The following is a 13,176-nucleotide window of genomic DNA, read 5'->3' on the forward strand; positions in this document are numbered from 1 at the left end:
CCCCGTCCCCCTGGCACCCGGGGGGCCAGCGGCGCCCCCACCGCTCCTCGTCGTCCGGGGACGCGCGTCGCCAGCTTGCTCAAGGACCCAGATGCGCATCACCGGAGGACTCCATGCCGAAGCCTTTCGTGCTCTCGTCCATCCGCTTCTCGGACGGAGACATCATCCCCATTGCCTACACGGGCGAGGGCGAGGACCTGTCGCCTCCCCTGCAGTGGGAGCACATCCCCGCAGGGACGAAGAGCCTGGCGCTCATCGTGGAGGACCCGGACGCGCCGGACCCGAACAACCCGCAGATGACCTGGTGCCACTGGCTTGTCTACAACATCCCGGTGAGCGCGCAGAGCCTGCCCGAGGGGGCGGCGCCAGAGGTGCTGCCCGCCGGGGCCCTCCAGGGGCTGAATGACTGGAACCGCCAGGGCTACGGCGGCCCCATGCCCCCCATTGGCCGCCACCGCTACTTCTTCCGGCTGTACGCGCTGGACACCGTGCTGCCCGACCTGGGCCGGCCCACGCGCCGGGAGCTGCGGGCCGCCATCGAGGACCACATCGTCGGCGAGGCGACGCTGATGGGCACGTACGAGAAGGTCCACCACCGCAGCGCGGAGTGGAACGCGGGCGGCAGGCCTCACTGAGTCACGCCAGGGTGACGTCCCTCGGGCCCTCGCTCCTCCTGGGGAGCGGGGGCTTCGTGTGTCTTCCACCGGGTGCTGCGCCGCCCCGCGGACCTAGGGGGAAACCACAGGTGCGGAGCCCGGGTTGTAGGCTGGTGGGCGAAGTATGCGAAGCATGGCTTCCTCCCGGCTTGCCAGGGATGGAAGAGTTCGGAGTGCCGTGAAACCTGTTGCCGCATCCGGGGATGCCTACGCCCCCTTCGACGCGATGAGCGTGGGCGCCTGCGCCATCCACGACCGCTGCTTCGTGTACGTGAACGAGGCCCTGGTGGAGTTCCTCGGGCGTCCGCGTGAGGCGCTGCTGGGCCAGCCCTTCACGTCGGTGCTGGAGGAGACCAGCGCGGAGGAGCTGACCCGGCGGCATTCACGGCGCATCCGGGGCGAGCGCGTCCCCACCACCTACGAGGCAACGGTGAGGACCACCCGGGGCGACCACCGGACGGAGATGACCGTCATCCCCAATGGAGAGGACTACGTGGTGCTGGTGCGGGACGTGTCCCCCCGGTGCCTGCGCCGCGCGGTGCTCCAGCGGATGGCGGAGCTGGGCGCGGGGCTGCCGTCCCTGCGCACCGAGGGCGAGGTGCTGCGGCGGATGTTCTCCGGCCTGGAGGAGACGGGGCTCGGCTTCGCGTGGCTGTCGCCCGAGGGCACCGGCGTGCGGCTGGGGCAGACCTTCGTGCCCCAGGCCATGCTGCCGCCCGAGTCGGCGACGCTGAGCGGGCGGTGGATCCGGGACGTGGTGGGCCACTGGTGCCCGCTGCTGGAGCGGGCCTGGCGCGAGGGCGCCGCGTACTCGCCCGAGCTGCCGGAGGAGGTGGCCGGATTCCTCGAGGCGGGCAACCCGCGGCTCGCGGACGCGGCGCGCTCCAGCCTGCAGCGGGCGGGGCAGCCGCACGTCATCGCGGTGCGCATCGACGTGGAGGGCCAGCCCCGGGCGCTGCTCGCGCTGGGGGCGGACTGGCTGCGCGAGGAGGAGGTGCCGTCGGCGCGGCTGTTCGGCGCGCAGGTGTCCGCGGCGCTGGACGCGGCGCTCACCATCTCCCGGCTGTCCGCGCAGAACACGGCGCTGGCGGCGCTCAACCGGCTCGCGTCGGAGGCGGCGTCGGCCCCGCATCCGCGCGCCTTCTTCGACCCGGGCACGGCGGAAATCGTCGGCCTGCTGGGCTGTGACGCGGTGGCCCTGCTGCTGCCGGTGGTGAACGCGCCCGAGGTGGAGCTGGCGTACGCGCGTGGGCTGGAGGAAGAACGCGCGGAGCTCTTCACCCACCTGTGGCTCGCCGGGGGCCTGGGCACCCAGGCCCAGCGGGAGAGCACGGTGCTGGCGCGGGACGTGGAGTCCTGCCGGGGCCCGCTGCGCGAGGAGCTGCTGCGGCAGGGCTTCCGCACGGTGGCGGTGGTACCGCTGCGGGTCAGCTCGCGAGGGGTGGGCACGCTCGCCATCCTGTTCCGCGAGCGGCGGCCGCTCACCCCACTGGAGCGCGAGACGCTGCAGGCCATGGGCAGCCACTTCGCCGCGGCCATCGAGTCCCACCGGCTCTTGCACGAGCTGCGTGGGCGCGCCGAGGACATGGCGCTCTTGCACGAGGTGGGCAAGGCGCTGGCGGCCACGCTGGAGCTGGACAAGCTGCTCGCCACGGGCGTCACCAGCCTGGCGCGCATCGTGGACACGCCGGACGCGTACGTGCTCCTGCCGGACGCCACGGGCGAGCAGTTGGTGATACGCGCGGCGACGGGCGCCCATCCGGAGATGGTGGGGCAGACCATGCCGACGATACCGGCCTGGTCCTCGCTGGCCGCGCTGGCGTTCCAGACGCGCGAGGTGGTGATGGTGGAGGACGCGGAGGCCGACCTGCGCGTCAACCAGGAGGTGCGGCGCCGCTCGGAGGGAACGGCCTTCCTGGTGCTGCCGCTGGTGGTGCACGAGCGCACGGTGGGCGTCCTCATGGCGGCGGAGACGCGCAGGCCACGCCGCTTCACGCCCGCGGAGGTGGAGCGGGCGAGCGCCATCGCCAACCAGCTCGCGCTGGCCCGCGAGGGCGCGCGGCTGGTGGAGGACCTGAAGGCGAGCTACGTGGAGCTGGCCCGGACGCAGGCGCAGCTCGTGCGCCGCGAGCGGCTGGCGGCGCTGGGCGAGCTGTCCGCGGTGGTGGCCCACGAGGTGCGCAACCCGCTGGGCGCCATCTTCAACTCGGTGGCGTCCATCCGCCGCATCATCGGCCCGGAGAGCCCGGCCATCCAGCTCGTGGACATCGTGGGCGAGGAGGCGGACCGGCTCAACCGCATCGTCGCGGACCTGCTCACCTTCGCCCGGCCACCCGCGCCGCACCCGTACGCGGTGCCGCTGTCGCCGCTGGTGGAGGACGCGGTGCGCGGCGCGCTGGCCGAGGCGGCCGGCAAGGTGCGCGTGGAGCTGGACCTGTCGGACGACGTGCCGTCGGTGACGGTGGACGAGCGGATGATGCGGCAGGCCTTCCTCAACCTGGCCATCAACGCGGTGCAGGCCATGCCGCAGGGGGGCCTCTTGCGCGCGAGCGTGCGCCGCGCTCCGGGCTCACCGGAGGTGGAGGTGCAGTTCGCCGACAGCGGGCCCGGCATCTCCCCCGAGGTGCGCGCGCGCATCTTCGAGCCCTTCTTCACCACCAAGGCCAAGGGCACCGGCCTGGGGCTGGCGGTGGTCAAGCGCATCATCGAGTCGCACCAGGGGCGCGTGGCGCTGGACTCGCAGCCGGGCCGCGGCACCACCTTCCGGCTCTACCTGCCGCTCGACGCGTCCGCCGCCCTGTCGGCATCGCTGGACAGCGCCTGAGGCCTACCGCAGCGCCCACGCCATTCCGATGCCCAGCGCGCAGGCGCCGGCGAAGAGCCCCGCGGCGAGCAGGCGCCGGTCCCGGAGCCAGGGGTGCGGCGCCACGGTGGCCTCGCCCTCGCCGGTGATGGCGCGGACCAGCTCCAGCCGCCGGGCCTCCACGGCCGCGGAGTCCACCTGCTGCGAGATGTCCACGCCGAAGCCCACCTGCGTCTCACGGGTCATCCGCGCCGCCCTCACCGAGGAGCCCCGGGGCGCCGTCGCCGTCACCGTGTCCTCGTTGTCGCTCGACGGCATGGCCCGCGCGGCCTCGGCGCGGGCGATGGCCCCCAGGACCTTGGAGGTCTCCAGCGCCTCGGTGGCGGCCCGGTCGAGGGCGCCCTGCACCTTCGACGCTTCCAGCGCCTGAGTGGTGGCGGAATCGAGCGCGGCCTGCACCTTCGAGGACTCCGCTGCCTGGGTGGTGGCGGAGTCGAGCGCGGCCTGCACCTTCGAGGACTCCAGTGTCTCGGTCGCGGCACGGTCGAGGGCGCCGCGCACCTTCGAGGCCTCCAGTGCCTCCGTGGCCGCGGGGTCGAGCGCCCCTCGCACTCGGGAGGACTCCATGGCCTCCGCGACGGCGCGATCGAGGGCGCCCTGCACCTTCGACGCCTCCAGCGTCTCGGTGGCAGCGGCATCCGCTCCGCGCCCGCTCACGCCGTACATGGCCGTCCTCGCGACGGCACCCGAGGCCGCTCGCCCCGACACGCCGGGCATCGCCGAAGCTCCGCTGCCCACGGACTCACCGAGCGACGACTCGCCGCCGGTGCCCGCCTGCGGGACGAAGTCTTCGGGCGCGTCGATGCCGCTGTGCTCGAAGGCGAGCGCGTTGGGCGGAGTGAGCACGGCGGCGAACTCGCGCTCGGTGCGCAGGCGGGACGCGTCTCCGCGCAGCATCTCCTGGAGGGCCTTCTCCTCGATGGCCTTCTCACGCGGGAAGGCGGCGGCCATCAGCCGCGCGAGGTCCGCGTCACCGGCGCCGGGCGTCAGCTTCGCCTTGAGCCGCGCCAGCTCCGCGCCCAGGGCCGCCGCGTCCGGGAAGCGGTGCTCCGGCTCGGACGCGAGCGCCCGCATCAGCAGCGCATCCAGGCTGGTGGGCACGCCCTTGCGGAAGCGCCCCGCGGGCTCCCACGTCGGGTACGCCGCGCGCCGCCAGCGCTCCACCGGGTCTCCCCGCTGCGGCAGGGGCCGCCACGCCACCAGCTCCCACAGCAGCGCGCCCACCGCGTACACGTCCGCGCGCCGGTCCACGAAGCGCTTGCGGGCCTGCTCCGGCGCCATGTACGTCAGGTTGCCAATCACCACCCGCGGCGCCGTCTGCTGCTCCTTCAGCGTGGACTGCGCCGCGCCGAAGTCGATGATTTTGACCTCGCCCGTGTAGCTGATGCACACGTTGGCCGGGGACAGGTCGCGGTGCACCAGGTGCAGCGGGTGGCCTTCCTCGTCCGTGACGTCGTGCGCGTAGGCCAGGCCCTCGCACATCCGCTCGCCCAGGTGCAGGAGGATGTTCAGCGGTATCGTCCGGCCGAGCTGCCGCAGGCGGTACGCCAGCCGGCTGAGCGTCTTGCCCTGCACGTACTCCATGGCGAGGTACAGCTGCCCGTCCACCTCGCCCATGGCGTACACGCGGGCGATGTTGGGGTGGGCCAGCCGCACCATCACCCGGGCCTCGTCGCGGAAGCGCCCGACGAACTGCGGGCTCTCCATGAGGCGCGGGAGCACCTTCTTCACCACGCACGCGCGGCGCTGCGACTCCTCTCGCGCGAGGAAGACCTCACCCATCCCCCCGGCGCCGATGCGGCGCACGAGGGTGTAGGGACCGAAGCGAAGGGGCCCTCCGAGGGGCTCGGGTTCAACCGGCTTTGCCAAGCGAGCGGAAGGCCTTTCTCGCCGCCGCGAGCACGTGCGCCACTTCCGGCTCGCCAATGGCCAGCGACACGAAGGCCGCCTCGAACTGGCTGGGCGGCAGGTACACGCCTTCATTCAGCATGGCGTGGAAGAAGCGTCCGAAGCGCGCGGTGTCCGCCTTCTTCGCGCTGGGGTAGTCGTACACGGGCTCGCCCGTGAAGAAGACGGTGAGCATGCTGCCCACGCGGTTGACGGTGACGGGCACCTCCGCGGCCTTCGCCTCGGCGATGAGGCCCTCCTCCAACATGCGGCTCACCTCGTCCAGCCGCTTGTAGGTGCCGGGCGCCGCCAGCGCCTTGAGGCACGCCATGCCCGCCGCCACCGCCACCGGGTTCCCCGACAGCGTGCCGGACTGGTACACCGGCCCCGCCGGCGCCACCTTCGACATGATGTCCTTGCGGCCACCGTACGCGCCCAGCGGCATACCGCCGCCCAGCACCTTGGCCATGGTGGTCAGGTCCGGCTTCAGCCCGTACAGCTCCTGCGCGCCGCCGCGAGACAGCCGGAAACCCGTCATCACCTCGTCCAGCACGAAGAGCACGCCGTGCTTCTGACAGAGCGCCTGCAGGCCCTCGAGGTAGCCCGGCTTCGGCACGAGCACGCCCATGTTGCCCACCACCGGCTCGATGATGGCGCAGGCGATGTCCTTGCCCTTCTCCGCGAAGATGCGCTCCACCGCCCCGAGGTCATTGAAGGGCGCGGTGAGGGTGAGCTTCGCCACGGACTGCGGCACGCCCGGCGAGTCCGGCAGGCCGAGCGTCTCCACGCCGCTCCCCGCCTTCACGAGGAACGGGTCTCCGGCGCCGTGGAAGCAGCCCTCGAACTTGAGGATGGAGTCGCGGCCGGTGAAGCCGCGCGCGACGCGGATGGCGGCCACGGTGGCCTCGGTGCCGCTGGAGACCAGACGCACCATCTCCACCGCCGGCATGGTGGCGCAGATGAGCTCGGCGAACTCGACCTCGGCGGGGGTGGGCGCGCCGAAGGAGGTCCCCCGGCGGGTGGCGTCGATGACGGCGTCGACGATGGGCGCGTACGCGTGGCCGAGGATGAGCGGGCCCCAGCTGCCGACGAGGTCGACGTAGCGGTTGCCGTCCACGTCCGTGAGCCATGCGCCGGCACCCTCGCGGAAGAAGACAGGGTCACCCCCCACGCCCCGGAAGGCGCGGACCGGCGAGTTCACCCCACCCGGGATTCGCGCCTGCGCGCGAGCGAAGAGAGCCTGACTGTGAGCGTGGTTCATGGGGCGTTCCATAACACGCGGCACGTGCCCGCCCCCTTCCACTCGCACCCGCTCCCATGCCCGCCGCTTACTCGTTCCGTGGTCACCTGATTATGGATGCTCCCGGAGGGACTGGAAGAAACAGGCTTGTAAGCAATTCGTAATAGATTGGACTCTTCTGGCGGACCCTGTCGGAAGGCGGGGCGGCGTGCGTGTGGTGGTGAACCCGGGAGGAACCTGGTGGGGACGTGGACGATGCGAGCGGCAGTCGTGGCCGCCTGCCTGGTGGCCGGCACGGCGGTCGCGCAGCGCTCCGGGCCTCCGGAGCAGCGCATGCCGCGCCTCACCTGCCGGGCGGGCTACCTGGACTTCGAAGCCGTCCACGGGCTCGAGGGGGTGCGCGCCGCCATCCGTCAGGCGCTGGAGCAGAACGACCCGGCCGCGCTCACCTTCCTCGGCGAGCGGTTGTCCGAGGTCATCGGCCGCGATGTGGAGGCGGCGCTCCAGGTCGTCACGTGGGCGGCCCTGGCCTCGGAGCCGGAGTTGTCCGTGCTGCTGGGGGGCCTGCGGAACTCGGAGGCGGTGAAGGACCCGCGCGTGGCGGCACGCCTCTTCACGATGGCCGAGGGACACGCGGACCTGGAGCACCAGGGGGCGGCGCTGGTGGCGCTGGAGACACAGGAGCACTTCGACACGGCGGCCATGGACCGGCTGGCGACGATGGCGAAGGAGGGCACGCGAGTCCCCGGCGTGCGGATGCTCGCGGCGCGCACGCTCGGGCGGGTGATGCAGAATGACTTCCAGGCCTCGGGCACGGTGACGCCCTACATGACGCGGCTGCTGGACATCGCGCGAGTCTCCACGGTGTCCGACGTGCGCAGGCTCGCGGTGGAGATGGGCTCGTATCCGGCGGCGCGGCTGGAAGCAGAGACGGTGACGGAGCTGGCGCGGCTGATGCGCGAGGACCCGGACGCGGCCGTCCGGGAGATGGCCGCGCTGGTGATGTCCAACGGCCGTGACACGAACGCGGTGCTCCAGCACTACGCCGAGTCCTTCCGCGGGGAGAAGTCCCTCTGCGTGCGCGCGGCCCTCCTGCGCTACACGCTGCGGGCGGGTGGCGCGGAGGCACTGCCCCAGGTGAAGGAGTACGCGCGGCTGGACCGGCGCTTCGAGCAGGACTTCGCCGACTTCAAGGCGCTGTACGACGCGGGCCACACGGACTTCGACCGGCTGTGGCCGAACAAGCGGATGCGGCACCGGTGCCCGGACGAGTCGGGCACGTGAGCGCTGTGACAGAGACACCTGGGTGGCCTCGATGGCAGAGGCGCGGAAGAGGTTCGGGCGAGTCGCGGTGGCGGTGGGCGGCGGTAGCAATGGCCGTTGAGAGGGGCTGAGCGCCATGACGAAGACGACGAGGAGGCTCGGTTGGGCGGCAGTGGCGGTGGCCGTGGTGGTGATGGCCGTCGCCGGCTGGCTCCGCTGGAGCCGCACGACGGCCCTGGTGACAGGCGGCACGGTGGCCGCTGAAGTCGCGAGCACGCCGTTGGAGCCCCCCCCGGACGCCTCGGTCGCGGTCCACGCGGTGCCGCCGACCGCGGAGCCGCTGAAGGCCGTGCCCTGCGAGCTGTCCACGCTGCTGGACGAGTACCGCGAGGGCAAGGCGTCCCCGGCGTATCGCCGCTACGTGCGCGAACAGCTTCGCGGGCTGGTGGAGTCGCTGCCCGAGGAGACACTCTGGTCCCGGCTGCGGACGGAGCGGGAGCCGGAGACATTGGCGGTGGTGGCCGAGGCGTGGGTGCTGCGCTACGCGCTGGACGGCAAGCCCGCGGTGCTGGAGCGACTGGTGGAACACCTGGGCCAGGAGCGGGACCCTGCGCTGCGGGCCACACTGGTGCGCTCGCTGGCCCATACTGGCGAGCCGTCCACGGAGCTCCTGGGGAACCGGGTGCTCAAGGGGCGTGACGTGTACCGCGACTGGGTGAAGGACCCATCGCCCGAGGTGCGCGGCGCGGTGGTGGAGAACTTCCGCGAGGAGGCGGCGCGCAACTTCGGCCGCTTCCGGGGCGTGGCGGAGCGGGCGGTGTCGCTGGCGGCGGTGGCGGATGACCCGAGCACGGCGGCGGGGCTGCTCACGTCCACGTCCATCGAGGCGGCGGGCCGCGCATCGGTGGGGCAGGTGCGCAAGCTGCTCCAGTCCTCGGAGCACCCGGAGGTGCGCGCGGCGGCGGCGCGGGCACTCGGCACCGCTCCCGTATCGGAGCTGCCGGCGAGCATGGATGCGCTCGCCGCGCGCTACGTGACGGAGACGGACAAGAGCGTGCGCGGCGCACTGCTGGAGTCCATCTCGCGGCTGGGGCTGACGAGGGCGGTGCCCGTGCTGGAGAAGCTGCGCGGCGTGGACCCGGAGATGAAGGTGGAGGTGGAGGAGTGGCTCGCGCTGCTGGCGGAGCGGCCGCAGACGTGGGACCTGCTGGACAAGGCCCGTCGCGCCCGCGATGCCCAGGCCGCTGCGCCACGGCGCTGACCGGACGGCGGGCATCCGCCACGGCCCGCTGGAACCGCCACGCGAGCGGAAATCCTACGCACGGGCAGCGACGCTCCCTTTCAGCGCTCACCGGACACGCGGGCGGTGGCTGAAGCTCCGGCGCTCGAGTGTCGTTCGCCCCCGGACAGCACCTGCGACTGGAACGTCGCTGAACGACACGCGCCGCCCTGTTTACCCGCGCGGGGCCGTGAAAGCAGAGCACCCTCCCCTCTCGCCCGTTACCTTCGCGCGCGACGACCCGGTCTATTCCGCGACAGCAACGGTGAGCAGGGAGCAACACGCATGACTCAGAAGACGGTGGAAGTCCGCAACGCACTCGGGACGAGCGGCCTGAAGGTCTCGCCGCTGTGCCTGGGGGGCAACGTGTTCGGCTGGACGTGCGACGAGGCGACCTCGTTCGCGGTGCTCGACGCGTACCTCGAAGGCGGCGGCAACTTCATCGACACGGCGGACGTGTACTCGCGCTGGGTTCCGGGCAACAAGGGCGGTGAGTCCGAGACGATTCTCGGCAAGTGGCTGACGCAACGTGGGGTGCGCAACCGCGTGGTCATCGCCACCAAGGTGGGCGCGCAGACGGAGCTGGGCACCGGCCTCGGACGCGAGCACATCGTGCGCAGCGTCGAGGCCTCGCTGCGCCGGCTCCAGGTGGACACCATCGACCTGTACTACGCGCACTACGAGGACACGAAGACGCCCGTCGAGGAGACGATGTCCGCCTTCGACTCCCTGGTGCGCGCCGGCAAGGTGCGCGCGCTCGGAGCGAGCAACCACTCCCCCAAGCAGCTCGCGGACTCGATGGAGGCGTCGAGGCGCGGAGGGCTCTCCCGGTACACGGTGCTGCAACCGGAGTACAACCTCGTCGCCCGGAAGCCCTTCGAGGAGACGCTGCTCGGCCTGTGCGAGCGCGAGGGCCTCGCGACCGCTCCGTACTACGGGCTCGCGTCGGGCTTCCTCACCGGCAAGTATCGCGAGGGCCAGCCGCCTCCGTCGTCGCCTCGTGCGGGTGGCGTGCTGAAGAAGTACGGCAACGCGCGCGGCTGGGCCGTGCTGGATGCGATGGAGGGCGTGGCCCGGCGCCATGGCGCGACGCTCGCGCAGGTGGCGCTCGCGTGGCTCGGCGCGCAGCGCACGGTGGCCGCGCCCATCGCCAGTGCGACGTCGGTTGCCCAGGTTCGCGAGCTGCTCGGTGCGTTCACCTTGAAACTGGACGCCGAGGACCTTCGCGCGTTGGACGTTGCGTCCTCTCGGGAGGCCTGAGCAGGCTTTCGCGCCATGAGCGACTCCATGGACCTCAAGACGGCCGACCTCTGCGACGAGCACGCGGGCACTCCGCACTTCCAGGTCGCCGAGCCCGGCTTCCTCGACTACGGCGGCCGCCGCTCCTTCTCCGGCCCCATCAGCACCGTGCGCGCGCCCGAGGACAACTCCTTCGTGCGCAAGGCACTGGAGGAGCCCGGCCAGGGCCGCGTGCTGGTGGTGGACGGAGGCGGCAGCCGCCGCTGCGCGCTGGTGGGTGACCAGCTCGCGGCGCTCGCTCAGAAGAATGGCTGGGCGGGCGTGGTGGTGAATGGCTGCATCCGCGACGCCGAGGAGGTGGGCCGCACCGCCATCGGCGTGAAGGCGCTGGGCACCCATCCGCTCAAGAGCAACAAGCGCAACGAGGGCCAGCGCGACGTGGAGGTGCGCTTCGCTGGCGTCACCTTCCGCCCCGGCCATCACCTCTACGCGGACGCGGACGGCATCGTCACGTCCGAGAAGGCGCTGCGCTGAACCGGACGTCGGAGCCCCGGCCCTCACGGCCCGGGCTCCAGCAGCGGCGTCATCCGCTCAGGCTCAGTGCCTCGGACTGGGCTCCTGCATCAGCGTCAGCCGCTCAGGCTCAGTGCCTCGGACTGGACTCCTGCGTCGGCGTCAACCGCTGAGGCTCAGTGCCTCGGACTGGGCTCCTGCATCGGCGTCAGCCGCTCAGGCCCGGCGCCTCGGCGCGGGTGAAGTCGAGCACGGCCCGCGCGAAGCTCCGCGGCCGGGTGATGAGCGCGTCGTGACTGCCGGGCCCCAGGTACAGCTTCGCACGGGGTAGCCGTGAGGCGAGTCTCCTCGCGCAATCGGGCGGCATGGCGTGGTCGTGCCGTCCCCAGGCCACCAGCGTGGGCACCGACACCCACGAGGCGAAGGTGAGCACGTCCACCCGCGAGGACTCCCGCACGCGGTGGAAGAAGCTGCGGGTGTGTTTCAGCACGTTGGATAGCAGGTGCCACCCCGCGCGCACGTCCAGGCCCGGCTCCAGCAGTCCGTCCAGGAATCGAGCCAGCACCACGCGCGGCACCGAGCGCTTCCGCCGCGCGCCCACCGTGTCGGCCAGCACCAGGCCTCGCACTCGCTCCGGGCACCACGCCGCCACCAGTAGCGCGATGGCGCCACTGTCGGAGTGTCCCAGTAACCAGGGACGCGTGGGCGCCAGCCTGGGCACCAGCTCCGCCGTCCAGGCGGCGTACTCGGGGACGGCCCACGGACGCCGCACCGGTGAGGCACGCCCGCTGCCCGGCAGCTCCACCACCGTCACCCGGAAGTGTCGCGCGAGCCGCCACAGCAGCGGCCGATACGTCCGGGCCCTCACCAGGGGACTGGCGAGCAGGACGAGGTCGGGGCCTTCGCCCGCGACGTGACAGTGCGCCGTGGCCCCCGCCACCTCGACCCGGTGGACTCGCACACGCCGCGAGCGCATCCGCGCCACCAGGAAGGCGAGCGTCGCCCCCATCAGGGCGCGCTTGCCAGGCCCGAGCACTGACAGCAGACGGGGAAGCGACTCCCGACGCTTGCCGCCAAGGAGCGCCCTGGAGACCGTGGACCGCCTCAGAGGCTTCGTGCCCGGTGTCCACCTGCGACCCGGCAACAAAGACGATTTCGGACGCGGCATCGTCGGGTTCCTGAAGAGCCCGAGCAGGATTGGACGCGCCCTGCTCCCGCACTCGTGCATCCACGAGAGCACGGGCAGGCCCAGGCGCTGCGTCGTCAGTGGCCACGTCATCCCTTCAACGTGTGTTGATGCCACTTCCCCGGGTAGCAGGATGCGGCCCCACGCCGGGCCGCCTGTCCAGCGGGCAGGCGTCATCGCCTCGGCTCCGCTCGCGCCCCGGCCACCCGCCTTCCGAGGCGCGAATGGCCACCCTCCCTCCAGACGCATGACGCGCGGAGGTCGGGACATGGAGCGGGAGTGGAGCGAGCGTCTGTCATTGCTCCAAGGGGGCTTCTACGTGGCGACGGGGCTGTGGCCCATCGTCCACCTGCGCAGCTTCGAGGCGGTGACGGGCCCCAAGCTGGAGGGCTGGCTCGTGAAGACGGTGGGCGCCCTCATCACCGTCATCGGCGGTACGCTGATGTTCGCCGGCCGTCGTCGCAGCGTGGGCCCGGAGGTACGACTGCTCGGCACCGGCAGCGCCGCGGCCTTCACGGCCGTGGACCTCGTCTACACCGCGAAGCGGCGCATCTCGCCCGTCTACCTGCTCGACGCGGTGGCCGAGTCCGCGCTCATCGCCGGGTGGTGCGTCACCGAGTCTCGCCTGCGCGCCCGGAGCAGCGCCACGCCCCAGCGCAGGGGCCTGCGGCTCATGAAAGGCGCCGCCTCCCCGTCGAAGCACACCACCGTCGAGCCCGTCCCGTACTGATTCGAGGCGTGAATCGTCCTTGCATCCGGAGGCGCCCCTCGGCGTGAGCGTGGAGCCAGGTGCCCCCTACGCAGCGTCCGTTGCTGTCAGGGCTTCGTCCCGCGGCACCACATACCTCCAGTCACGGCTTCTGCCCTCTCCAGGTCAGCCCTGTCCCGTCCACGCATCGAGGGGGCGCACGAGCCGGGGACACTCGATGCGCTCCCATGACTCCCGAGCCCGCGCGCTCGTGTCTGCCCCCACCCTCGGCCCTCGGTGGCGGGAACGAAGTGCATGAAACCGGAGGACCTGCCACGTCGTCCCCAGGCACGGGCCCCACC

Annotated in this window: 10 protein-coding genes; 7 read left to right on the top strand and 3 right to left on the bottom strand. The window is 72.2% G+C overall.

The window, feature by feature from the left end; all coding sequences use genetic code 11:
- Positions 1–113: 113 nt before the first annotated feature.
- Positions 114–635 carry a YbhB/YbcL family Raf kinase inhibitor-like protein gene (locus tag HG543_RS43505; protein WP_169350845.1) on the top strand — a complete coding sequence of 174 codons (522 nt, stop codon included), beginning with the start codon at positions 114–116 and terminating at the stop codon, positions 633–635.
- Positions 636–882: 247 nt separating this feature from the next.
- On the top strand, positions 883–3,480 hold the full coding sequence (locus HG543_RS43510) for an ATP-binding protein (protein WP_169350852.1): 2,598 nt from the start codon (positions 883–885) through the stop codon (positions 3,478–3,480).
- A 3-nt stretch (positions 3,481–3,483) separates the two neighbouring features.
- Here the strand turns inward: HG543_RS43510 and HG543_RS43515 are convergent, their stop codons facing one another.
- Together HG543_RS43515 and hemL are read right to left on the bottom strand one after the other, a co-directional pair.
- Entirely contained in the window at positions 3,484–5,301 is a 1,818-nt protein-coding gene (locus HG543_RS43515; RefSeq protein WP_246357724.1) for a serine/threonine-protein kinase, read from the bottom strand.
- A gap of 70 nt (positions 5,302–5,371) precedes the next feature.
- Positions 5,372–6,667 carry a glutamate-1-semialdehyde 2,1-aminomutase gene (gene hemL, locus HG543_RS43520; protein WP_169350847.1) on the bottom strand — a complete coding sequence of 432 codons (1,296 nt, stop codon included), beginning with the start codon at positions 6,665–6,667 and terminating at the stop codon, positions 5,372–5,374.
- A gap of 234 nt (positions 6,668–6,901) precedes the next feature.
- Here hemL and HG543_RS43525 point away from each other — a divergent pair, with 234 nt between their 5' ends.
- The 4 genes from HG543_RS43525 to rraA all read left to right on the top strand — a co-directional run bounded on the left by HG543_RS43525 (position 6,902) and on the right by rraA (position 10,961).
- On the top strand, positions 6,902–7,930 hold the full coding sequence (locus tag HG543_RS43525) for a hypothetical protein (protein WP_169350848.1): 1,029 nt from the start codon (positions 6,902–6,904) through the stop codon (positions 7,928–7,930).
- A 115-nt stretch (positions 7,931–8,045) separates the two neighbouring features.
- Positions 8,046–9,170, top strand: a complete 1,125-nt coding sequence (locus HG543_RS43530) for a HEAT repeat domain-containing protein (RefSeq protein ID WP_281404525.1) — start codon at positions 8,046–8,048, stop codon at positions 9,168–9,170.
- Positions 9,171–9,473: 303 nt separating this feature from the next.
- Positions 9,474–10,448, top strand: coding sequence for an aldo/keto reductase (locus HG543_RS43535; protein WP_169350849.1), 975 nt, complete (start codon positions 9,474–9,476; stop codon positions 10,446–10,448).
- Between the two features lie 15 nt (positions 10,449–10,463).
- Positions 10,464–10,961, top strand: a complete 498-nt coding sequence (gene rraA, locus HG543_RS43540) for a ribonuclease E activity regulator RraA (RefSeq protein ID WP_169350850.1) — start codon at positions 10,464–10,466, stop codon at positions 10,959–10,961.
- Positions 10,962–11,148: 187 nt separating this feature from the next.
- Here rraA and HG543_RS43545 read toward each other — a convergent pair whose 3' ends face one another.
- Complete coding sequence (locus HG543_RS43545) at positions 11,149–11,949, bottom strand: alpha/beta fold hydrolase (protein ID WP_169350851.1); 801 nt, start codon at positions 11,947–11,949, stop codon at positions 11,149–11,151.
- Positions 11,950–12,394: 445 nt separating this feature from the next.
- On the opposite strand from HG543_RS43545, the gene HG543_RS43550 reads away from it, so the two are divergent.
- Positions 12,395–12,856, top strand: coding sequence for a hypothetical protein (locus tag HG543_RS43550; protein ID WP_211194553.1), 462 nt, complete (start codon positions 12,395–12,397; stop codon positions 12,854–12,856).
- Positions 12,857–13,176: the final 320 nt, after the last annotated feature.

It is taken from the genome of Pyxidicoccus fallax (assembly GCF_012933655.1).
Taxonomy (GTDB): domain Bacteria; phylum Myxococcota; class Myxococcia; order Myxococcales; family Myxococcaceae; genus Myxococcus; species Myxococcus fallax.